At 62.5% G+C, this 22,743-nt stretch carries 19 protein-coding genes; 8 read left to right on the forward strand and 11 right to left on the reverse strand.

Annotation, left to right across the window (positions count from 1 at the left end; all coding sequences use genetic code 11):
* Positions 1 to 22 precede the first annotated feature (22 nt).
* The 11 genes from D460_RS0101035 to D460_RS0101085 form a co-directional block, all read right to left on the reverse strand.
* On the reverse strand, positions 23 to 1,024 hold the full coding sequence (locus tag D460_RS0101035) for a LacI family DNA-binding transcriptional regulator (RefSeq protein ID WP_018896628.1): 1,002 nt from the start codon (positions 1,022 to 1,024) through the stop codon (positions 23 to 25).
* A gap of 91 nt (positions 1,025 to 1,115) precedes the next feature.
* Entirely contained in the window at positions 1,116 to 2,192 is a 1,077-nt protein-coding gene (gene ugpC, locus D460_RS0101040; RefSeq protein ID WP_026282657.1) for a sn-glycerol-3-phosphate ABC transporter ATP-binding protein UgpC, read from the reverse strand.
* Positions 2,193 to 2,205: 13 nt separating this feature from the next.
* The gene (locus D460_RS0101045; protein ID WP_018896630.1) at positions 2,206 to 4,125 is read right to left on the reverse strand and encodes a glycoside hydrolase family 127 protein; all 1,920 of its coding nucleotides are present in this window, start codon (positions 4,123 to 4,125) and stop codon (positions 2,206 to 2,208) included.
* 20 nt (positions 4,126 to 4,145) lie between these two features.
* Positions 4,146 to 5,009 carry a carbohydrate ABC transporter permease gene (locus tag D460_RS0101050; RefSeq protein WP_018896631.1) on the reverse strand — a complete coding sequence of 288 codons (864 nt, stop codon included), beginning with the start codon at positions 5,007 to 5,009 and terminating at the stop codon, positions 4,146 to 4,148.
* Positions 5,006 to 5,920: a sugar ABC transporter permease gene (locus D460_RS0101055; RefSeq protein WP_018896632.1), complete on the reverse strand. Its 915-nt coding sequence runs from the start codon at positions 5,918 to 5,920 to the stop codon at positions 5,006 to 5,008. Before D460_RS0101055 ends, D460_RS0101050 begins: the two co-directional genes overlap by 4 nt.
* A 96-nt stretch (positions 5,921 to 6,016) precedes the next feature.
* Complete coding sequence (locus D460_RS0101060; protein WP_026282658.1) at positions 6,017 to 7,255, reverse strand: sugar ABC transporter substrate-binding protein; 1,239 nt, start codon at positions 7,253 to 7,255, stop codon at positions 6,017 to 6,019.
* A 41-nt stretch (positions 7,256 to 7,296) separates the two neighbouring features.
* Complete coding sequence (locus tag D460_RS0101065; protein WP_018896634.1) at positions 7,297 to 8,307, reverse strand: LacI family DNA-binding transcriptional regulator; 1,011 nt, start codon at positions 8,305 to 8,307, stop codon at positions 7,297 to 7,299.
* A 298-nt stretch (positions 8,308 to 8,605) separates the two neighbouring features.
* Positions 8,606 to 9,535, reverse strand: coding sequence for an ABC transporter substrate-binding protein (locus D460_RS0101070; protein WP_018896635.1), 930 nt, complete (start codon positions 9,533 to 9,535; stop codon positions 8,606 to 8,608).
* A gap of 96 nt (positions 9,536 to 9,631) precedes the next feature.
* A complete protein-coding gene (locus tag D460_RS0101075) occupies positions 9,632 to 10,636 on the reverse strand; it encodes an ABC transporter permease (protein ID WP_018896636.1) in 1,005 nt (334 codons plus the stop codon).
* Between the two features lie 13 nt (positions 10,637 to 10,649).
* Positions 10,650 to 12,182, reverse strand: coding sequence for a sugar ABC transporter ATP-binding protein (locus tag D460_RS0101080; RefSeq protein ID WP_018896637.1), 1,533 nt, complete (start codon positions 12,180 to 12,182; stop codon positions 10,650 to 10,652).
* A gap of 439 nt (positions 12,183 to 12,621) precedes the next feature.
* Positions 12,622 to 13,641: a LacI family DNA-binding transcriptional regulator gene (locus D460_RS0101085; RefSeq protein ID WP_026282660.1), complete on the reverse strand. Its 1,020-nt coding sequence runs from the start codon at positions 13,639 to 13,641 to the stop codon at positions 12,622 to 12,624.
* A 149-nt stretch (positions 13,642 to 13,790) separates the two neighbouring features.
* On the opposite strand from D460_RS0101085, the gene iolG reads away from it, so the two are divergent.
* The 8 genes from iolG to D460_RS0101125 all read left to right on the forward strand — a co-directional run bounded on the left by iolG (position 13,791) and on the right by D460_RS0101125 (position 22,707).
* Entirely contained in the window at positions 13,791 to 14,828 is a 1,038-nt protein-coding gene (gene iolG / locus D460_RS0101090) for an inositol 2-dehydrogenase (RefSeq protein WP_018896639.1), read from the forward strand.
* Positions 14,829 to 14,944: 116 nt separating this feature from the next.
* Positions 14,945 to 15,259 (forward strand): MocE family 2Fe-2S type ferredoxin, encoded by a 315-nt coding sequence (locus tag D460_RS0101095; RefSeq protein ID WP_018896640.1) that lies wholly within the window; start codon positions 14,945 to 14,947, stop codon positions 15,257 to 15,259.
* Between the two features lie 31 nt (positions 15,260 to 15,290).
* On the forward strand, positions 15,291 to 16,517 hold the full coding sequence (locus D460_RS0101100) for an FAD-dependent oxidoreductase (RefSeq protein WP_018896641.1): 1,227 nt from the start codon (positions 15,291 to 15,293) through the stop codon (positions 16,515 to 16,517).
* 85 nt (positions 16,518 to 16,602) lie between these two features.
* Positions 16,603 to 17,487, forward strand: a complete 885-nt coding sequence (gene purU / locus D460_RS0101105) for a formyltetrahydrofolate deformylase (RefSeq protein ID WP_018896642.1) — start codon at positions 16,603 to 16,605, stop codon at positions 17,485 to 17,487.
* A gap of 172 nt (positions 17,488 to 17,659) precedes the next feature.
* Positions 17,660 to 18,688, forward strand: a complete 1,029-nt coding sequence (locus D460_RS0101110) for a sterol desaturase family protein (protein WP_018896643.1) — start codon at positions 17,660 to 17,662, stop codon at positions 18,686 to 18,688.
* On the forward strand, positions 18,685 to 19,467 hold the full coding sequence (locus tag D460_RS0101115; RefSeq protein WP_018896644.1) for a 3-methyl-2-oxobutanoate hydroxymethyltransferase: 783 nt from the start codon (positions 18,685 to 18,687) through the stop codon (positions 19,465 to 19,467). Before D460_RS0101110 ends, D460_RS0101115 begins: the two co-directional genes overlap by 4 nt.
* Before the next feature lie 77 nt (positions 19,468 to 19,544).
* Entirely contained in the window at positions 19,545 to 20,447 is a 903-nt protein-coding gene (gene folD, locus D460_RS0101120) for a bifunctional methylenetetrahydrofolate dehydrogenase/methenyltetrahydrofolate cyclohydrolase FolD (RefSeq protein ID WP_018896645.1), read from the forward strand.
* A gap of 178 nt (positions 20,448 to 20,625) precedes the next feature.
* Entirely contained in the window at positions 20,626 to 22,707 is a 2,082-nt protein-coding gene (locus D460_RS0101125; RefSeq protein WP_018896646.1) for a carboxy terminal-processing peptidase, read from the forward strand.
* Positions 22,708 to 22,743: the final 36 nt, after the last annotated feature.

A 22,743-nucleotide genomic window follows, 5' to 3' on the forward strand; every position in this document is an offset into this window, starting at 1 on the left:
TTGTCTGGTTTCGTGCCGGAGCCTAGAGATTCTCGCTGCAATAGATGCGCAATTCCGGCCTGTGGACAGGGACAAGCCTGAATTTTTCCTCCTGGCACCGCTTGAGAACATCAAGAAGCGCATGGGAAGCTTGCCGATCGGGATCCTGATCGAGAACGAAGTCCAAAATGCCCGTCTTCAAATATAATTGATGAACGCTACTCTTCTCATGCGCGATCCAGACCGGCCGATCGGCACGTCGCCGTAGTGTTTCGCCGATCTCTACAGAATCATGGCCTGTATCGTAGACGCCGACGACGCCTTGTTGGTCGAGCAGATTGGTCACGAGACTGGAGAGGCGATGGTTGCGATCATAGGTCGGGTGGACCTGTACCTCGAAGCGGTCTGCGACCATCTGGCGAAAACCTTCGATCCGCTGTGTATGCTCGACACGCCGCTCGTGCGGCGGTAGGACGGCGAGCACGCCCTCGCGCCGAAGCAGCCCCGCCATCAGCTTGCCGGCCGTGCGTCCCGCGGCCACGTTGTCGATGCCGCTGTGGGTGTGGCCGGACAGGCCAGGGATCTCCGTCGTCAAGGTCGCCACGATCTCGCCCCGATCCATGACCTCCTGCAGCGCGGGCGCCATTTCGGCCCCGGCATCGGCCGCGATGATCAACGCCGCACGCGGTGCCGCTGGGTTCAGGATCGCACGCCGCCAGAGCGCAACGTCGTTCTCCCTGAGATGGGTCCGCTGCAGCACATAGTGGCGTGGCAGCGCCGCGCCGTGGCGCACGAATGCCTCGTCCAGCGACTGCCAGAAGGGCGTCGAGTTCTTCGGCAGGATGACTTCGATGCGCTTCGTCGTATGCCAGATCTCGGGAAGAACGCGCACGAAGCCCAGTTTCGCCGCGGCTTGGACGACGCGACGCGCCTTCTCCTCGGTAACGCCGCCGCGCTCGTTGAGCACGCGATCGACCGTGCTGACGCTCACGTCAGCTGCAAGTGCGATCGCCTCGTGCGATGCGCGGCTGGACTTCGACTTCATGCTCAACGCGGCCCCGAAAAACTTACGCGGCCGCGTATTAGGATGATAGCAACGACCAGCGCAAGCGGCGGCGCGCCCTGGAAAGGCGGGCCTAATGTCGCAGACGCCCTCCCTCGGCATCGAAAAACAGCCGCTGGCTGGACGACAGATCGAGCGCGATCACCGCGCCGGGCTCGATATCGGGACCCGCCCTCTGCTCGACCACGAGGTTCTGCCCGTCTTCAAGCGCGCAGTAGATGTAGCGCGTACCGCCAAGATATTCGAAGAACTCGACGCGCGCGGCGATCGACCGATCGCCGGCCTCGCCGATCACGATATGCTCCGGCCGAATGCCGATCATGAACTCCGTTCCGCGCTGAAGGCTTGCCGGCAGCCCCTGATCCTCGAAGCTCTTCGCCGCGATGTCGAAACGTCCGCTCCCCTGGCCGACGGCCTTCAGGAAATTCATCCGTGGCGAGCCGATGAAGCCGGCGACGAACATGTTGGACGGGTTTTCGTAGATCTCCCGTGGCGATCCCGATTGCTCGACGCGTCCGTTTCGAAGCACGACGATCTGGTCGGCCAGCGTCATCGCCTCGGTCTGATCATGCGTCACATAGATCATCGTGTTGCCGAGCTCGCGATGGAGCCTGGCGATCTCGATACGCATCGAGACGCGCAGCTCCGCGTCGAGATTCGACAAGGGCTCGTCGAACAGGAAGACATCAGGCTCGCGAACGATGGCGCGGCCGATCGCCACGCGCTGTCGCTGGCCACCGGAGAGCTGGCCCGGACGGCGATCGAGAAGATGGTCGATCTTCAAGATGCCGGCCGCCTCATCGACGCGGCGCTTGATTTCCGCCGCGTCTGTCTTTGCCATCTTCAAGCCGAATGCGAGGTTTTCCCGCACCGACATGTGCGGATAGAGCGCATAGGACTGGAAGACCATGGCGATGCCGCGATCGGAGGGGTCGAGATCGGTGACATCCCGCCCTTTGATGCTGATCTCGCCATCGGTCACCTCCTCCAGGCCGGCGATCATCCTGAGCAGGGTCGATTTTCCGCAGCCGGAGGGGCCGACGAAAACGACGAAATCCCCCTCCTTGATGTCGAGATCGATGCCGTGCACGACAGGCAGGCTGCCGTAGGATTTTCGCACGTCCTTGAGCGAGACGCTCGCTGTTTCCATCGGGACCATCGGCCTACTTCCCGGTCTGGAGCCAGACCAGCATGGCGCCCGGCTCGCGGTTGTCCCAGAGATGATAGGGCACGAGCGTGACGGTTGCCGGCACCTGCTCGGCCGGACGGGTGCGATAGAGCGAACCGTTCCAGCCGCTGGCGTCTTCCCTGGAGACGTCGAGCTCGACCGCTACCGCGCCGTTCAGCCCTTCGATCGTCTTCGTCCGGTGACCGGCGAGCTTTTGCGGAACGACGAAGGCGTTGAGATCGTGGCCGTTGTCGGTTTCCTCGACGCAATAGATCAGCGGGCCGCGAGCGAGCGCGACGCGGCCGACGTCCTGGCGGACCTTCGGCGAGGCGTATTGCGGGCGGAGCTCCAGCGGAAGATCGAGCGCGATGACATCGCCCTTCTTCCAGGCGCGGCTAAGGCGCGCGTAGCCGTCGATAACCGACGAGGCCAGATCGACCGTCTCGCCATTCACCTTCAGCGAGGCGCCCTCGGCCCATTCGGGGATGCGCAGCGCGAGGCCGAATTCGGCCGTGCCGTCAACATCGACGTCGATGCGGATATCGCCATTCCACGGATAATCGGTGCGCTGCGTCAGCTTGACGTTGCCGCCCTTGAGCTTCGCCTTGACGCTGCTTTCACCGTAGAGGTGAACGGCGATCTCGTTGTCGGCGACGGCGTACATGTAGGAGCCGACGGAGGCGACGAGGCGGGCAATGTTCGGCGGGCAGCAGGGGCAACGATGCCAGACCCAACGGTGATGCTTGCCGGTGCTTTCGAGCGGGTTGTCGTAGAAGAAGGTCTTGCCGTCGAGCGCAAGGCCGGTCAGCGCGCCGTTGTAGAGCGCCTGTTCCATGACGTCGGCATAGCGGCGGTTCGGGCCTCGGCCGAGCATGCGGCTTGCCCAGAATACGAGGCCGACGGAGGCGCATGTTTCGGCATAGGCGGTGTCGTTGGGCAGGTCGTAATAATCGGTGAAGCCCTCGTTGATCGCCGCCGGACCGATGCCGCCGGTGACGTACATCTGCTTCACCGTCAGGTCGTCCCACAGCGTCTCCAGCGCGTTGGTCAGCGTGTCGTCATGATACTCGGTCGCGATGTCGGCCATGCCGGAATACTGGTACATGGCGCGCACGGCGTGGCCGACGACCTTCTCCTGCTCGCGCACGGGTTCATGCGCCTGGCTGTATTCATAGGTCTTGTGCACGTAGTCCTTCGGGTCACGGCCACCGCGAAGGGCTTCGGCGGTGAAGAAGTGGGGCTGCCGGCCGCGCTCGTCGATGAAGAACTTGGAGAGATCGAGGTATTTCTGCTCGCCTGTGACGCGCGCCACCTTCACCAACGCGAGTTCCACTTCCTGGTGGCCGCAATAGCCGGGGATCTGGCCTTCGCCATGGCCGAAGACGGTGATCATGTGGTCGGCGTAACGGCACATGATGTCGAGAAGCTTGCGCTTGCCGGTTGCCTGGTAATAGGCAACGGCCGCTTCCATGAGATGGCCGGCGCAATAGAGCTCGTGATGGTCGCGCAGGTTGGTCCAGCGCTTGCCGGGCTGCACGCGCTGGAACCAGGCGTTCACGTAGCCGTCTTCCTGCTGCAGCTTTTCATACATGTCGATGATGGCATCGGCGCGTGCCTCAAGCTCGGCGTTCGGCTTGCGGTAGAGCGAGTAGGCGATGGTTTCGATCGACTTGCCGAGATCGGAATCCCAGAACATCTGGGTCGAGCCGGTCCACTTCTCGTCGATCGGGATGACGACGCCCGGGCTCGGCTGGTTCACGTCGATCGCCTGGATCATGCCGGCCTTTTCGCAGCGATCGAGCAGGATCGCCGCCGTGGAATCGCACACCGCATCCTGCCACTTGCCCCAGAAGCCGTTGAGCTCGACATCGGGAACGGCGACCGGGCGGAACTGGCTCTTGTTTTCGGTAGTCATGTTTCAAATTCTCCTTTGAATTACTTGACGGCGCCGGCCATCAGGCCGCGCATGTAGAAGCGTTGCAGAAGCAGGAAGACGAGCAGGCAGGGGATGACCATGACGACGACACCGGCTTGCACCGCGCCCCAATCGATGGCGCCCATTCTGGATGAGCGCACGGCGGTCATCAGCACCGGCAGCGTGAATTTCTCGTTGCTGGACAGAAGCACGAGTGCCGCGAAGAACTCGTTCCAGGCATTGAGGAAGGCGAAGATCGCGACGGTGACGACACCCGGCAGCACCAGTGGAAACAGCACGCGGGCAAGCAGACCGAGATCGCGCGCGCCATCGATGCGGGCGGCTTCCTCGATCTCCTTGGGCACCGCGTCGAACGCATTGCGCATCATGAAGACGGAAAAGGGCAGCTGCAACGTGACGTAGACGAGCGTCAGCCCGAACAGCGAATTGTTGAGCCCCAGCCGCGAGAGAATGATGAAGAGCGGCGTCAGGATCGACTGGAACGGGATCATCAAGGTGGCGATGATCAGGATGAACAGCACGTTCTTGAACGGAAACCGATAACGCGAGAAGCCGTAGCCGGCGAGCAGGCTGATCGCCACCGTGAGCACCACCGTCGCGACAGACACGATCAGCGAGTTGAACATGTGGTGCCAGATGCCGGCGCCGAACGTGTCGAGCGTCCTGTAGGCATCGACGCTGAATTCGCTGATGCCGGTGAGCGGCCATGGCGGTAGCGCCGTTTCGCTGCGTGGGCGGAACGAGGACATGAACATGATCGCAAACGGCGCCAGGAAGAACACGACGATCGCGGCACCGGCGACGTGATAGCTCGTGGCGCGCCTTGCATTGCGGCGGGCGCGAAGGGCTGTGCGGCCGGTCATGGACGGTCCTCCCCAACTTTCAGCAGCCAGAGCTGCACGATGCTGAGCGCCACCAGGATGACGAGCAGCGCGATGGAAAGAGCCGCGCCGTAGCCGAGATTGAACGACACGAAGGACTGGTTGAAGATGTAGTAGACGATCGAGATCATGCGGTTTTGCGGTCCACCTGATGTCATGATGTAGAACTGGTCGAAGGCGAGGATCGAACCGGTGACTGACAGGATGAGTGCGAGCGCCATGGTTCTGCGCATCAAGGGCAGTGTCAGGTGGCGAAAGCGCTGCCAGGCGCCGGCGCCATCGATGCGCGCGGCCTCCGTCAGCTCCGATGGAATGCCCTGCAGCCCGGTCAGGAGAATGATCATCGTGAAGCCGGCCACCTTCCACACAACCATGACGATGATCGTCAGGAAGGCGCTGTCGAAGGTCGCAAGCAGGTTGCGTCGCCCTTGGGTAAGGCCGAGCATTTCGAAGACGGGCGAGAACAGGCCGCTATCGACGTTGGCGAGCCAGACCCACAGAAGCGACGCAGAAGCCAGGCCGATGACGACGGGCAAGAAGATGATGGTGCGATAGCCCGACACGAAGCGGCGCGGCTTGTCGACGAAGAAGGCAAGCGGAAACGCCAGCGCGAAGATCGCAATCGTGACAACAAGCGTGTATTGCGCGGTAAAGCCGAGCGATGTCCAGAAACGCGGATCGTTGAACATGCGCGTGTAGTTGCCGATGCCGATCCAGCGCGGCGATCCCATGAGGGGCCAGCGGTGCAGGCTCATCCACACGGTGAAGAGGAGCGGCAGCACGAAGAACACGGTCACCAGGGCGATTGCGGGCGCGATATAGGCAACGCCCCGCCAGCCCCCTCTCCGCCGCCGCCTGCGCTTCGGAGAGACGGAGATGATTTCAGTCGTCATCGTTGATCTCGTTCAGTTTGTGAAATGGCGAGCGATTGCGATGTGTCGGGTCGGGACCGCCTGATGATCCCGACCCTTAATCTCAGATCATCGAGATCATTGCGCGCTGTCGATGATCGACTGCATGTCGGCCTGACCGTTGGCGAAGGCGCCGTCGACATCATCGCCGAACATGGCGGCGTTGATGAACTGCGACCACGGGCTGTTCGGGCTGTTGATCAGATCGTTGAACTGCAGCGTGTAGGGCGTCTTGGCGACCTTGATCGCATCGGCGGCCACGAGCAGGCGCGGATCCTGTCCCTTCAGGACCTGCTCGGCGATATCGGTGCGCGTCGGCAGGCTGCCGTTCTTGGCCATGATCGTCTGTCCCTCCTCGGAATAGACGAACTCCAGGAACTTCTGGATCTGGCTGACATGCGGCGTGCCCTTGGTGACGACGATATTGTCGCCGCCGGCAAAGGACGACGGCTTGCCGTCGACGCCGGGGATCATCGTCACGCCGAAGTCGAGCTCCGGATGCTGCGTGATCATGGTGCCGATGGCAAACGCGCCAAGGCTCTGCTGGCCGATCTTGCCGCCGAGGAACTTCAGGAAGTCCACGCCGTTATCGGTCGCGGCACTGGCAGGCACGGCGCCCGACTTGACGATCGCACGATAGTCTTCGACGGCCTTTCGCATCTGGGGAGTATCCAGTGCCGCGGTCTTGCCATCCTCGGAGAGGATATCCGCGCCGGCACCCCAGACGAGGGGCGCGAAGGTGAAGATCATGCAGCCGCCACAGCCGCCGCCCGAGAAATAGAAGCCGTAGTCATCACCACCGAGCTTGCGGATCTTCTCGGCATTGGCGGTGATCTCTTCCCATGACGTCGGTGCTTTCTCGGGGTCAAGGCCAGCCTTCTTGTAGAGGCCCTTGTTCCAGGCGAAGACGGAGGTCTCGACCAAGAGCGGCAGGCCGTAGACCTTGCCTTCATAGGTGCCCTGCTTGACGTGAGCGGGGGCCAGCGCGTTGAAATAGCTCAGCGACTTGGCGAAGTCGGTCATGTCCTCGAGCTGACCGGCGGACGCAAAGGACGGGGTGTAAATCAGGTCCAGCGAAATCGCGTCGGGCGCCTGGCCGCCGGCAACCGCCGTCGCATATTTCTGGACCATCTGGTCCGAAGGGATTTCCGTGAGCTCGACCTTGTCGGGATTGACCGCGTTATAGGCGTCGATGACCGCCTTGAAGGCGCCGCCGCCGCTGCCCGAACGCACCCACATGCTGACGGTTTCGGCGGATGCCGCCGAGCACAGGCATATTGACAGCAAAGCCGTCGCTGCAAGCATTCTCTTATGCATGATTTCCTCCAAATCATGGGGCAAACGCGCCCCGCCTCCCGTTAGATTTCCCGGTCTCCACCACAGGACTGGCGAACAACCAGCTTGCATGGAAGCTTGCGCAGTCCGGCCTCCACAGCCCGTCCCTCGGCAAGATCCAAGATCGTCAGCCCGGCCGTGCGACCGAGCTCCTTCAAATTCATGTCGACCGTCGTCAGCGCAGGCCGCGTCTGGTCGGCGAAGATCTCCCAGTTGTCGAAACCGATGATCGACACATCCTCGGGCACGCGAACGCCCTTCTCGCGCAAGGCATCCACCACGCCTCTCGCGATCTGGTCGTTGCCGCAAAAGATGCCGTCGGGCGTTTCCTTGTCGCCGCCCCAAAGCATGGTGACGGCTTCATGCCCCCAGGCCTCCGTCCACGCTCCGTGCATGACGAGCGCATCCGGACCGACGGCCTGGCGAAACGCATCGGCGCGCTCCACGGCCGAGACGAAGCTGTCGGGACCGGTCACATGGACGATCCTTTTGCGCCCGACCTTGCGAAGCCGCTCGACGGCGAGCCGCGCGCCGTCGGAATCATCCGCCGTCAGGATGACGCTTCCCGGCACACCCTCGGTGAAGGCATAGACGACGGGCACCGGCAGGCCAGCGAGATCGACCGGGAGAGACCTGTCGACCCGCTTGCCCGTCGCGATGATGCCATCCACCTGCTTGTCCAGCATGGCATCGACATGAACCTTGGCGAGTGCCGGATCATCCTCGATGGCGCAGAGAAAGACCGAGACGCCGTGATCGACCAGCGCTTCTGAAATCCCCGACATCAGCGGCAGGGTGAAGCGACCATAGGTATCGTTGGTGAGGAGCCCCACCGTGAAACTTCTGTTGAAGAGGAGGCTGCGCGCCAAAGCATTCGGCCGGAAGCCGACGTCAGCCGCGATCGACTTGATCTTCTCGCGCGTCTCCGACGCCATCCGGCCGGTATCGTTCAGCGCCTTCGACACGGTCGAAACGCTGACGCCCGCAGCCTTGGCGACGTCATGAATTGTGACACGGTTGCTCCGAGCGACCACGCGATCTCCTCCTTCTCGCGGAGGTGAGAAAAGCGTTTCCCAAATGCAAAGTCAACGTGAGAAAACGTTTTCTCATCATTTTCCCAATTTCGGGGTGCGGGGCAGGTTTGCGCTGGGGAACGGAAAACGAAAAACGGCGGCACCGAGGCGGGGAGAACGTCGCCTTGGTACCGCCGTTTGTGCGCCTTGGGCTGGAGGGGCCGGATGGGCGCTGGAGAAGATAGGCCGTCAATGGTTCGTGAGGGCGGACCGGAAAAGCGGGCGGTGGCCCCGGTTAAAAGGCCACCGCGGGGGAGGATCAATCGTAGAGAACGGCCGAAACCTTCGGGTCGCTTAGATTGCTCTTGTCGTACCAGTAGAAGCCGGTGTCGATGACCTTGTCGAGCTTCTCGCCCTTGATCGCCTTGGCAAGCGAATCGACGACGCATTCGCCGATCCCGACGGGGTTCTGGGTGATGGCGCCATATTCGGAACCGTCGGCGATCGCGGCTTTCTGCTGCTTGCCGGAGTCAAAGCCGATGGCGATGATCTTCGCCTTGCTTTCGCGCGCCGCCTGCAGGAGGCCGATCGCCGAGCCTTCGTTGGAGGCGAAGATGCCCTTGATCTGAGGATGCGCGGCGAGCATGGCCTTGGCGCTTTCGGTCGCGACGAGCGGGTCGCCACCGTACTGGATGTCGACGATCTTGATATCGGGATATTTGCTCTCGATCTCGTTCTTGAAGCCGTCGCGACGCTGAATGCCCGTCTGGCTGGTCTGGTCGTGGACGAGCATGCCGATCTCGCCGGACTTGCCGACGGCTTCCGCCATCTTGTCGGCGGCAGCAGCGGCTGCCTTCAGGTTGTCGGTCGAGCAGGTGGCGAGCGGCAGATCGCTGTCGACGCCGGAATCGAATGCCACGATCGGGATGCCTGCCTCATGCGCCTTCTTCAGAAGCGGCACTTCAGCCTGCGAGTCCAGCGCTGCGAAACCGAGGCCCTGCGGCTTCTTGGCGATCGCGGCGTTCAGCATGTCGATCTGCTTGTCGATCATGGCTTCCGTTTCCGGCGCCTCGAAGGTGATGGTGACACCATTCTTCTTCGCCGACTGTTCGGCGCCCGATTTCACGGCCTGCCAGAACTGGTGCTGAAATCCCTTCGAGATGATCGCGAAATAGGGTTCCTGCGCGAAGGCGGGCGCGGACAGAGCCGAGGCGAGGCCGAGTGCGGCGATTGCGGTTTTCAGTTTCATTGTATGTCTTCCTCCGTTGATGGTGGCCGCCCTCCTCCGGGCGGCGAAAGTGGTATCCAAACAGTCAGAAATCCCCTGTGCTGCTCCCTTCCCTGCTTAGTTTTTCTTGCGCAGTATCATGTCGACGAAGACGGCAACGATGATGATGATTCCGGTGACGACGATCTGCCATTCCTGCGCCACGCCCATGATGCGCAGGCCGTTGTTCAGGACCGACATGATGAAGGCGCCGATGATGGTTCCGAGCACCGTTCCGCGACCGCCGCTGAGCGAAGTGCCGCCGATGACGACAGCCGCGATGGCGTCGAGCTCGTAGCCCTGGCCGAGCGCCGGCTGCGCGGAGTTGAGGCGCGAGGCGATGAGGAGGCCGGCGATGCCGCAGACGAGACCGCCGAGCGCATAGGTGACGATCTTCCAGCGGTCGACATTGACGCCCGAAAGACGCGCCGCTTCCTCATTGCTGCCGAGCGCGAAGATGTAGCGGCCAAGCAGCGTTCGGTTGAGGATGATCGAGGCGATGATGGCGACGACGAAGAGGATCAGCACGCCGTTCGGAATTTCGAGACCCGGCACGATCTGGCCCACGAAGGAGTCGATCGAGATCATCGGGAAGTTCGGCGTATCGTTGAAGTAGATCGGCTTGACGCCCGAGATGACCAGCGACAGCCCCTTCAGGATCAGCATCATGCCGAGCGTGGCGATGAAGGGCGGGATCTTGAACTTGGCGATGACGATGCCGGAGATGGCGCCGCAGAAGGCGCCGGTCAAAAGCGCACCGATGATGCCGAGCGGCATCGGTAGGCCGAGAAAAGTCAGAAGCACGCCGGTTATGACCGAACAGAAGGTCATCAAGGTACCGACCGAAAGATCGATGCCGCCCGAGACGATGACGAAGGTACAGGCGACGGCAAGCACGCCGTTGACCGCGGTCGCCTGCATGATGCCGATCAGGTTGCCCTGCGTCAGGAAGTTGTTGGTGGCGATGCTGAAATAGGCGAGGAGCGCGATCAGCACGACGAAGGCGACCGCCTTCTGCAAGGCCGCGGCCGAGAAGAAGCTCGGCTTGTGAGCGGCGGTGGGTTGAAAGGTTGCGTCTGTCATGTTCGTGTTCCCTTTACGCGGCCGTTACCTGGCGCCGTGTCGCCAGGGTCATGATCGCTTCTTGTGTCGCGGTATTGCCATCGAGTTCGCCGGTGATCCGGCCTTCGCACATCACCACCACGCGGTGGGACAGGCGCAGGATTTCCGGAAGTTCCGAGGAAATCACGATGATCGCCTTGCCCTGTGCCGCCAGCTTCTGGAGCAGAGCGTAGATTTCAGCCTTCGCGCCGATATCGATGCCGCGCGTCGGTTCGTCGAATATGAGAATGTCGCAATCGCGCAGCAGCCATTTGGCGATAACCACCTTCTGCTGATTGCCGCCTGAGAGAAGCCGGGTTTCCTGCTCCACCGAGGGGGTCTTGACCTTGAGCGTCTTGACGTATTCGGCCGAGACCTTCTCCAGCGCGCCGTCGCGCATGAAGACGCCGCCCCAGGTGAAACTCGGCCAGGAAGCCATGGTGACGTTGTCGCGGACCGACATGCGCGTCACGATGCCGAAATGCTTTCTGTCTTCGCTGAGATAGGCGATGCCGAGGCGGACCGCATCCTGCGGGCTGCGAATGGCAGCGCGCTTGCCGTGAACGTGGACCTCGCCGGATTCCAGCGGATCGGCGCCGAAGATCGCACGCGCCACTTCGGTTCGCCCTGCCCCCATCAGGCCGGCGAAGCCCAGAATTTCGCCCTTGCGGAGCGTGAAGCTCACGTCGCGGATGACGTTTCCGCGGTTGAGGCCGACGGCGCGCAGCACCTCTTCCTCTGTCGACACACCTTCGGCGCGCGTGGCGTCGGCCAGTTCACGCCCGACCATGAGCGAGATCACCTTCGACATCGGCGTCTCCTTGGCGGGAAGCGTCTCGATGTACTGTCCGTCGCGCATGATGGTGATGCGGTCCGCGATCCGCATGACTTCGTCCATCTTGTGGGTGATGTAGACGATGCCGACGCCCTGCGACTTCAGGTCTTCGATGATGGCGAACAGGTGATCGACCTCGGTCTCGTTCAGCGCCGAGGTCGGCTCGTCCATGATGAGCACCTTGGAATCGTAGGACAGCGCCTTGGCGATTTCGACCAGCTGCTGGCGCGCGACGGTGAGGTCGCCAACTTCGACCTGCGGATCGATATCCACCTTCATGCGCTTGAAGAGCGCCGCCGCCGCCTTGTTCATCGCCGTTTCGTCGACGAACATGCCAAGGCCAAAGCGCGGCTCGCGGCCGATGAAAATGTTCTGCGCCGCAGTCAGGTGGTTCATCAGGTAGAGTTCCTGATGGATGATGCTGATGCCCTTTGCCTGCGCCGATTTCGGCCCATGCAGCGAAACCGGCTCGCCTTCGAGGATGATCTCGCCGGCGTCTGGCTGATAGACGCCCGTCAGGATCTTCATCAGCGTGGATTTTCCAGCCCCGTTCTCGCCCATCAGGGCGTGGACTTCACCGCGGGCGAGATCGAACCGGGCACTGCGCAGGGCATGAACGCCGGGGAAGGATTTTTCTATGCCGCGCGCCTCGATAAGCATCGCGGGCGCCCTCACTTCAGCATCTTCACTCATAAGCTTCTCCTCTGCCGACCGGGCACGGAACCGCGATCTCCGGTGTGAGCGGAGCGGCCGACAGTCTTAGAAAAAAGGGGTTCAGTCGTCGTTCTGCGACGGGCTAGCGATGCCGTCGCGAAGCGAGCGGGCAGGATTGCCGAATGGCCGAAAGCTTGGGAGCAACGGCGTCGCGGTTATGAAATTGCATGAAGATGCTGGGACAGCCAGCGGCGGGACAGTCTTGCCGCCTTGCGTTCTTGTCGATGCCGAACATCATGTCCTCCCTCCAAATCGTGAAGCGGGGTACCGGAGCACGCCCGCTGCGTGGAACAGCGGCGCGACCTCCTTCGCTTCCGTGTTCGCTTTTCTGGCTGGTAAGGGTGATGCGAGGGGCCGCGCCTGACAATGAGAGAAATGATACTTTTGCATCAAATCAGGACGCACCGGCGGTTGCAAATCACTCGAGCCGGACGTTTTCCCGGATAAAAATCTGCGGCCGTTGGGGTGGCGTGATGTCTTCCTCCGCAAAGCGGCCGGCATGGTGGAGCTGGATTTCGATCGCCCGCCGGGCGTCCATGAAGGGCTCGCGATCGATGATCGCATCGACGACGCCATCGTTCATCAGCGCCACCCGCTCCGGGGTTACCGTGTGGGTGATGACGCAGACGGACTGGTCCTTTCCGATCGCCTTCAGCTCCTCGGCCAGAACCGGGTTGCCCACCGACATGTTGTAGACGCCGCGCAGGTCTGGATGCCGGCGCAGCAAAGCGCGAAAATCCTTGCGGATGTTTTCCTGCTCATAGCTCTGGAACGTCTCGACCACCCGACAGCTCGGATAATTCTGGCCCACGATATCGCGGAAGCCGACCGCACGCTGGTCATGCTCCAGGAGCTGGTGAAGGCCGACAATGACGACCACGTCGCCACCGGCATCGCCAAGAAAGCGTCCCATGAGCGCGCCCGCCGTGCGCCCTTCCTGGATGGCATTCGATCCCACATAATCGATGCGCCCGGTGCCGGGCAGGTCGGACGCGACCGTGACGACGGGAAGCTTGCGCGACAGCTCCTCCACCTTGGTCGTCACCTGCGGGTCGTCGAACAGGATGACGACGAGGCCGTCGCACTCGGCGGCGGCTCTGGCCAGCGTCTTGATCGCCGCGTCGGCCTTGATCTGCTCGAAATACCAGAAGGTGACGCGGATGTTGTAGCGCTTATATTGCTGCGCGGCGCGGACGAAGCCTTCGCGCAGCTTCACATAATACGAATTCACATTGTTCTGCAGCACCACACCGATGCGCAAAATGCGCGTCGGGATCATGCTGAGCGCGCGATCGACCCCGAGCGCCTTGGCGGTTTCGATGACCAGCTGCTCGGTCTTCGGCTTCACGCCGCCACGACCGTTCAGCACCCTGTCGACAGTGATCCGGCTAACGCCGGCCGCCGCCGCGACGTCCTCCATGCTCGGCTTTCTCGCCACGGAACATCCTCCCTCGCTCCCTTCCCCGGACCTTAGCGAATGATGCAATTGCGTCAATATCGACGTTGCGCCAAGCCATCTGCGGACGGATATTCCAGTCATGTTCGGAGGAAGAGGCGCCATGCGCCTGAACAGGAAGCATCGAAATCATGACTGATCCATCACATCCCGCCGTGTCGTCTTCACGCACCGTTCGCGTTGCGGTTATCGGCGCCGGCCGCATCGGCGAGGTTCACCTCTCCAACCTGACGCGCAGGGTGCGCGGCGTGGACGTGACCGGCGTTTTCGACGCCGACGCCGCACGCGCCGAGACGCTGGCAAGCCAGTATGGCGTTGTCGCGCGGCGCAGCCTGGAAGCGCTGTTTTCGGAAGGCGCGCCCGAGGCGGTGGTGATCGGTTCTCCCAGCGCGCTCCACCTGGAGCATGTGAAGCTTGCGGCGCGGGCCGGCCTGCATATCCTGTGCGAGAAGCCGCTCGCGCTCGACGAAGAGGGAATTGCCGAAGCCATTCGCGTTTGCGCCGACAATGGTCGTCTGCTGCAGATCGGCTTCAACCGGCGCTTCGACGCCAATACCGTGGCGATGCGCGAGGCCGTTCAATCGGGCAGCATCGGCCAGGTTCGCTCGATCCGCATCACCTCCCGCGATCCCTGGCCGCCGTCGATCGACTATGTGCGCTCGTCCGGCGGCATGATCATGGACATGACCATTCACGACTTCGACCTCGCCCGCTTTCTATCCGGCGACGAAGTGGTCGAAGTATCGGCATTCGGCGGCTGCGTGATCGACCCCGAGATCGGCAAGGCCGGTGATATCGATATCGCGACGATCATGCTAAAATTCCGCTCCGGAGCGATCGGCACCATCGAGAATACCCGCGCCACGCCCTATGGCTACGACCAGCGCGTCGAGGTTCTCGGATCGGACGCATCGCTGGAGAGCGAAAACATGACGCCAGCCCGGGTCGTCACGCGATCGGCGCAGGGACAGACGCAGCCCAATCCGCTGCCGTTCTTCCTGCAGCGCTACGAAGGCGCGTTTTCCGGCGAGCTTCAGGCCTTTGTCGACGCGGTTCGCGAGGGACGGCCGGTCGCGGTTTCGGGCGAGGACGCGCTTTCAGCGCACAGGATCGCCCAGGCGGTGCAGCGCTCGCTTGCGACGGGCCAGCCGCAGCGGGTCGAAGCCTAGATCGAGATGACTGCGGCGGGCCTGAGGAGGATCCGCCGGTTTGGAAAGACCGTATCGGCCCGCCGTGAGCGGGCTCAATATCTCGGCGAACGCCGAGCCTAGTGAGGAGGCACATCATGAATTGGGTATCGGCCTGTCGCCTTGACGACATCGAGCAGGAAGGCGTCATACGCTTCGACCATGGCGGTCGCACCTATGCAGTCTACCGCTCACCTGAAGACGAGGTCTTCTGCACCGACGGCCTCTGCTCGCACGAGGCCATCCACCTCGCCGACGGCCTAGTGATGGATTACGAGATCGAATGTCCCAAGCATTCGGGTGCCTTCGACTACCGCACCGGCACGCCGCGCCGGCCGCCGGCCTGCAAGAGCCTCAACACCTATCAGGCGAAGATAGAAGCGGGCGAAGTCCTGCTCGCGATTCCAGCCTGACATCAAGCGAACCGGTCGTACGGAGACAGCCATGTCCTCTATCGTTATCATTGGCGCCGGCGAGTGCGGCGGACGTGCCGCGCTGCAACTGCGCGAGCGCAATTTCGACGGCACGATCACGCTTGTGGGCGCAGAGGCGCTTCACCCCTACGAGCGACCGCCGCTGTCGAAGAACGGTATCCTCGAGGGCGCCGATCCGAAGTTCATCATGGATGGCGCTGGCTACAAGGAGCGCGGTATCGATGTGCGCCTGGGCGCCGACGCGATCGCGATCGACCGATCAAAAAAGACCGTCGAGCTTTCGGACGGAACGACGCTCGCCTATGACAAGCTGCTGCTTGCGACCGGCGCCCGCCCGCGTCCGCTTCCCGGCATTGCCGAACGCTCCGAGCGCGTGCTGACGCTTCGCACCCATGCCGATGCGCTGGCAATCAAGCGCCATCTGCATGAGGGTAGCCGGCTTGCCATCGTCGGCGGCGGCTTCATCGGCCTCGAGCTCGCGGCGATCGCGCGCGGCCTTGGCGCCACCGTCACCCTGATCGAGGGCTTGGCGCGCATCCTCTCGCGCGGCGTGCCCGAGGATATCGCCCATGCGGTGGCCTCGCGTCACAAGACGGCGGGCGTCGAGATTCTGTGCGAAAGCCGGATCGAGACCTTCGAGATCGGTGCCGATGGCGTCTCGATCAGCCTCACCGGCGGCCGGACGATTGATGCCGACATCGCGGTCATTGGCATCGGTTCGATCCCGAATGTCGAGCTCGCGGAAAAGGCGGGGCTGACGATCGAAAACGGCATCATGGTCGATGACCATCTTAAAACCTCCGACCCCGACATTTTTGCCGCTGGCGACTGCTGCTCCTTCCCGATCCCGGTTTACGGCGGAAGGCGCGTCCGGCTTGAATCCTGGCGCAGCGCCCAGGAGCAGGCGATGCTCGCGGCAGCCAATCTCATGGGCGCGGACGAGCGGATCACCGCCGTGCCGTGGTTCTGGTCGGATCAATACGAGCTGACGCTTCAGGTGGCAGGCCTTGCCGAGGGCGCCGTCACCTCCGTTCGCCGCGACGTCGGCGAAGGCGCCTTCATCATCTTCCAGATCGGCGCCGACGGGCGGCTGCTTTCGGCGAGCGGCATCGGTCCGGGCAATGGCATCGCCCGCGACATCCGGCTGGCGGAAATGCTGATCGCGTCTGGCAAGACCGTCGATCCGGCAGCGCTCGCGCAGGCCGACGTCAAGCTGAAGTCGCTGCTGGCGGCCTGATCCCGCCCCATCCTTGGGCTCGGCTTCGCCCCCAACCTTGTTTCAACCGCTGCCCTTTCGGGGTCGGCTGCAATTGGATATTCCCATGAAGTCTCACGTTCTCACCGTCACCTGTCAGTCCACGCGCGGCGTCGTTGCTGCTATCGCCGGGTTCCTCGCCGACAAGGGCTGCAACATCATCGACAGCTCGCAGTTCGATGACCTTGAGACCGGCCTGTTCTTCATGCGGCTGACCTTCGCCAGCGAGGCCGGCACACCGATCGAAGAGATCGTCACAGGTTTCGAGCCGATCAGGAAGACCTTCGACATGAGCTGCGAATTCCATGACAGCAGCGCCAAGATGAAGGTGCTGCTCATGGTCTCGCGCTTCGGCCATTGCCTGAACGACCTGCTCTACCGCTGGAAGATCGGCGCGCTGCCGATCGATATCGTCGGCGTCGTCTCCAACCACTTCGATTATCAGAAGGTCGTGGTTAATCACGACATCCCCTTCCACTATGTCAACGTGACGAAGGCCAACAAGCCGCAGGCGGAGGCTCGCCTGCTTGAGGTGGTCGAGCAATCCGGGGCGGAGCTCATCGTTCTCGCCCGCTACATGCAGGTGCTCTCGGATGCCGTCTGCGAGAAGATGTCGGGGCGGATCATCAACATCCACCACTCCTTCCTGCCATCGTTCAAGGGCGCGAACCCCTACAAGCAGGCGTTCGAGCGTGGCGTGAAGCTGATCGGCGCCACCGCGCACTACGTCACCGCCGATCTCGACGAAGGTCCGATCATCGAACAGGACGTCGCCCGCATCACGCATGCGCAGTCGGCGCCGGACTACGTCTCGATCGGCCGCGACGTCGAGAGCCAGGTGCTGGCCCGAGCGATCCACGCCCATATCCACCACCGGGTGTTCATGAACGGCAACCGCACGATCGTCTTTCCGGCGAGCCCCGGTTCCTATGCGTCGGAACGCATGGGATAGGCGATCGCGCACGGCTTCGATGATGCAAAAGTATCATCATAGGCTTTGCCTCCAGGCGATGCCGGAGTCACGATAGAGCATCAAAGGCGCGTGCGTTCGCAAGGAGGCGAAGGCACTCCCGCCGGAGACAATCCGGCTTTACCCAATCAATGACGCATGCGGGAGGCAAGTCATGGACGATTCAAAATTCGGCAAGAGAGACAAGAGAGGCCATTGGACGCCGAACGGCGTGCTGACGCCGGCACCGGTCTTCGTGCTGCCGCCAAACCCACTGAAATTCCTGAAGTGGTTGCCGAACTACTTCTTTCCGTGGAACGCCTTCTTCATGGTCACCGCGGCGATCTTCTGGTTTTTCCTGACGCCGGGGACCGAGACGACGAAGACCTTCTCGGTCGGCTGGATCGCGCTCATCTTCGCACGCAACCTCGCGGCGTTCTTCCTGTTCTACGGTGTCATCGAGCTGCGGCTCTACAAGCTTCGCCGCCAGGAAAACCGCTTCAAGTACAATCCGAATTTCCCGGCCGACAAGAAGAACACCGTCTTCCTATTCGGCTCGCAGGCCTATGACAGCATCATTCGCGGCGTCGGCACTGGCGTTACGATCTGGACCGCGATCGAGGTCGTGACGCTCTGGGCATTCGCCAACAACTACGTGCCGATGGCGACGTTCCAGGACAATCCGGTCTGGCTTGCCTGCATCGTGCTCTTCGTGCCCGTGTTCCACGAAGCCTACTTCTTCGCGATCCACCGCGCGCTGCACATTCCGGCACTCTACAAGTTCGTTCATTCGGTCCACCACAACTCGGTCAATCCGTCGCCGTGGTCATCGCTTGCCATGCACCCGGTCGAGCACCTGCTCTTCTTCGGTGAAGCACTGATCCATCTGGTGATATGCTCGCATCCGCTGGTCGCCATCTACAATCTGCATTCGCTGGCGCTCGGCGCGGTGGTCGGCCATGTCGGCTTCGACAAGATCGAGGCGGGCGAGGAAGGCGGGCTCGATACGCACGCCTATGCCCACTACCTCCACCACAAGTATTTCGAGGTGAACTATGCCGATGGCCTGATCCCGTTCGACAAGTGGTTCGGCACTTGGCACGACGGCACCAAGGATGGCGATGAAGCGATGAACGCGCGCTGGCAGAAGAAGCTGCAACGTGAAAACGCCCGCAAGGAAGCGCAGGAAGGCAACCAGGCATGACCCGTGCATTGACCGTAGCCGATCTGCGCGCGCTCAAGGGCAAGCGCCAATTCCTGACCATGCATGTCGATAGCCCGTCGGAGGCAGCGGCAGCCGCCGAGGCCGGCATCGAGATGTTCACCTGCGAGGTGGACGAGCAGCTTCCCCGGATACGCAAGGCAGCCCCCACCGCCTTCATCCAGGCAGCCCATGTGCAGGGCGCCATCCACGACGAATCGAGCGCCATCCGCGAAGGCTTTCGCGCGCTCGATCTTGGCGCCAGCTGTATCTACTTCGCCGGCTCGCTGCGCCTGCTGGAAGCGATGGCCAAGGAGGGCATTCCCGTCAGCGGCCATGTCGGCCTCGTGCCGCGCTGGGCCACTTGGACGAACTTCCGCTCGATCGGCAAGACGCCTGAGGAGGCGGCATCGATCTATCGTCGCGTGAAGGACTATGAGCAGGCCGGCGCCTGGGCGGTCGAGATGGAAGTTGTCCCCGTGGCGATCGCCGAGTGGATCACACGCTCGACACCGCTGATCACACTTGGAATGGGCTGCGGCGCCGTCTGCGATTCCCAATATCTGTTTTCCTGCGACGTGCTCGGAACCGGCACGAGCCGCGTGCCGCGCCACGGCAAGCAATATGCCGATCTCGCCGCCGAAGAGGCACGCCTGCAGGAACTGCGCGTGAAAGCATTCCGGGCGTTCGCCGACGATGTCCGCGACCGGAAATATCCGGAAACCCGCCATGAGGTTCATGTCGGCGAAGAGGTCCTGGCAGCCGCCAAGACGCTCGTGTGAGGTGACCGGGCAGGCGACAACGTCGTCTGCCCCTTTCACCCGACTTTCCCATAATTCTCTTCCCAAAGAGGTCTTCGATGGCTGCTCGCTTGATCGATGGCCGGCAATCTGCCGCCGCCGTCATCCAATCCGTGAAATCCGCGACCGAAGCTTTGCGTGATCGCGTTGGCGTGACCCCGGGGTTGGCGGTGATCATCGTCGGCGACGATCCGGCGAGCCACGCCTATGTCGGCGCCAAGGGACGGATGGCCAAGGATTGCGGCTTCACTTCCATTCAGCATTCGCTTCCCGTGACCGCGACGCAGGATGAAATCGCAGCCCTCGTTGCAAGCCTGAACGAGGATGAGGCCGTGCACGGCATCCTCGTGCAACTGCCGCTGCCGTCCCATCTCGATGCCGAGAAAATCACGCAGTCGGTCCGGCCGGAGAAGGATGTCGATGGCCTGCACGTGGTCAATGCCGGCAAGCTCGCGACCGGCGATCTTGATGGAGGGCTGATTTCCTGCACGCCCGCCGGCGCCATGGTGCTCGTTCGCGGCGTCCATGGCAGCGATCTCTCGGGGCTCAGCGCCGTCGTTATCGGCCGATCGAACCTCTTCGGCAAGCCGATGTCGGCGCTTCTGCTTGCCGCCAATGCGACCGTAACCACGGCGCACTCCCGCACGCGGGATCTGCCCGCGATCTGCCGCACGGCGGATATTCTCGTTGCGGCGGTTGGCCGGGCGCGGATGGTCGGCAGGGATTGGGTGAAGCCTGGAGCAACGGTGATCGATGTCGGCATCAACCGCGTGCCGGTGGAGGGCAATGCCGAGGGCAAGACCCACTTGGTCGGCGACGTGGCATTTGAGGAATGCAGCGAGATCGCGGGTGCGATAACGCCGGTTCCCGGCGGCGTCGGGCCGATGACGATCGCCATGCTGATGGCCAATACGGCGATCGCGGCATACCGCTCCAAGGACATTGAGCCGCCGCGCTTCTGATGCGCCGCATGGTCCTTATCCTCGCAAGTGTGCCCGCCATAACGCCTGTCTCACCAAAAGTTGTAGATGATATCGACGTCAGCGTTTATCCGTCCAATCAACCCGGTTGCTAAAAAACCATAATTGCTCCACCTACATTGTAGACAAACGCGAGCAGTCGGAATTGGATCAGAGCTTGATGCGCATTAAATACGGTTTCCTCGGCATTCTCCTGGCGATTGCGCCCACGGCTCATGCGCTGGACATGGGACCGGTGCCGGTTCTGGCGCCGCAAAAGCAGCAGGAACAGGCGGCGCAGCTGAGCGCGCAATTCTTGACGCGCTACAGCTATCGGCCGGTCGCGCTCGACGACAACCTCTCCGTCAAGATCATGGACCGCTTCATCAAGTCGCTCGATCCGGATCGGATGATCTTCCTGCAGTCCGACATCAACACCTTTATGGCCGACAGCACCAAGATCGACGACGCGATCAAGACGGAAGACCTCAAGCTCCCCTTCTCGATCTTCAACCTGTACGAACAGCGCATTGTCGATCGCATGACCTATGCCCGCGATCTCCTGAAGAAGGGCTTCGATTTCACCGCGCAGGAAGACTACGCGCTGGTGCGCGACGACAAACCCTGGCCGCAATCCGAGGCCGAGAGCAACGATCTCTGGCGCAAGCGGGTGAAGGCCGATTGGCTGCGCCTGAAACTCGGCGGCCAGACCGAAGCCACCATTCGCGACACGCTCGACAAGCGCTACAAGAACGCGCTCGAGCGCGCCTATAAATACAAGAGCGACGACGTCTTCCAGTCCTTCATGGACGCCTATTCGACCTCGATCGATCCGCATACCGACTACTTCGGCGCCACCGCATCGGCCGATTTCGATATTTCGATGAAGCTTTCGCTTGTCGGTATCGGCGCAGTGCTGCAGGAGCGTGATGATTACACGACCATCCGCGAACTCGTTCCGGGCGGCCCCGCGCAGCTCTCCGGCAAGCTCGCGGTCGGCGACCGCATCACGGGTGTCGGCCAGGGCGCCGACGGCCCGATCAAGGAAGTGATGGGCACGCGCCTCGACGAGGTCGTGCAGTTGATCCGCGGCGCGAAGGATTCGATCGTCCGCCTGGATATCCTGCCCGCCGATGCCGGCGCCGATGGCGGCCACCGCGTCATCAGCCTCGTGCGCGACAAGATCAGCCTCGAAAAGCAGGCGGCCAAGAAGGCCGTTCTCCCTGTCAAGGACGGCGACGTCACCCGCAAGATCGGCGTGATCACGCTGCCGGCCTTCTACGAAGACTTCGAAGCACGCCGAAAGGGCGACAAAGACTATAGAAGCGCCAGCCGCGACGTCGCCAAGCTGCTGACCGAGCTCAAGCAGGACAATGTCGACGGCGTGCTGATCGACCTGCGCAACAATGGCGGCGGTTCGCTCGCCGAAGCGATCGACCTCACCGGCCTGTTCGTCGGCAAGGGCCCGGTGGTCCAGCAGCGCGGCGCCGATGGCAAGGTCGAGGTTCAAAGCGACGATCTGCCGACACCGGCATGGACCGGCCCGGTCGGCGTGCTGATCAATCGCGGCTCGGCTTCCGCTTCCGAGATCTTCGCGGCCGCCATCCAGGACTATGGTCGCGGCGTGATCATCGGCGAGCCTAGCTTCGGCAAGGGCACCGTGCAGACCGTGGTCAATCTCGACCAGGTGGCGCGCAACGACAAGCCGAAATTCGGCGAGCTGAAGCTGACGATCGCGCAGTTCTTCCGCGTCAACGGCGGCACGACGCAGCTGCGCGGCGTAACCCCCGACATAGCCCTGCCCGGTCTCTCCGACCCGAAGACGTTCGGCGAAACCAGCTATGACAACGCGCTCCCCTGGGCGCAGATCAAGCCCGCGCGCTACAAGCAGTCCGGCAACCTCAAGGCGGAACTGCCGAAGCTGCAGGCCCTTCACGACAAGCGTGTGGAGACCGACCCGGACTTCCAGCGTCTTATCGAGGACGTTGCCGAACTGAAGGCGCAGCGCGACAAGGGCGTGATCTCGCTCAACGAAGCCGACCGCCGCAAGGAACTGACCGCACGCGAAAACCGCTTGAAGTCGCGCGCACAGCTGGATGATGGCGTCGACACCACCAACGACGATGGCCTGCAATCCAACGAGCGCAGCCTGACGGCCGATATCGCGCTCGAGAATGCGCGCAAGAAGGCCAAGGACGTTCTCCTGAACGAGGCGACCGCGATCCTGTCGGATGCGGCCGGCTTGCAGGCGGGCGCTCGATAAGGGCCACACTGGTCAATTGAAAAAGCGGACGGCCAG

Origin of the sequence: Rhizobium sp. 2MFCol3.1, assembly GCF_000377565.1 — a bacterium.
In the GTDB taxonomy this organism is placed as follows: Bacteria; Pseudomonadota; Alphaproteobacteria; order Rhizobiales; family Rhizobiaceae; genus Rhizobium.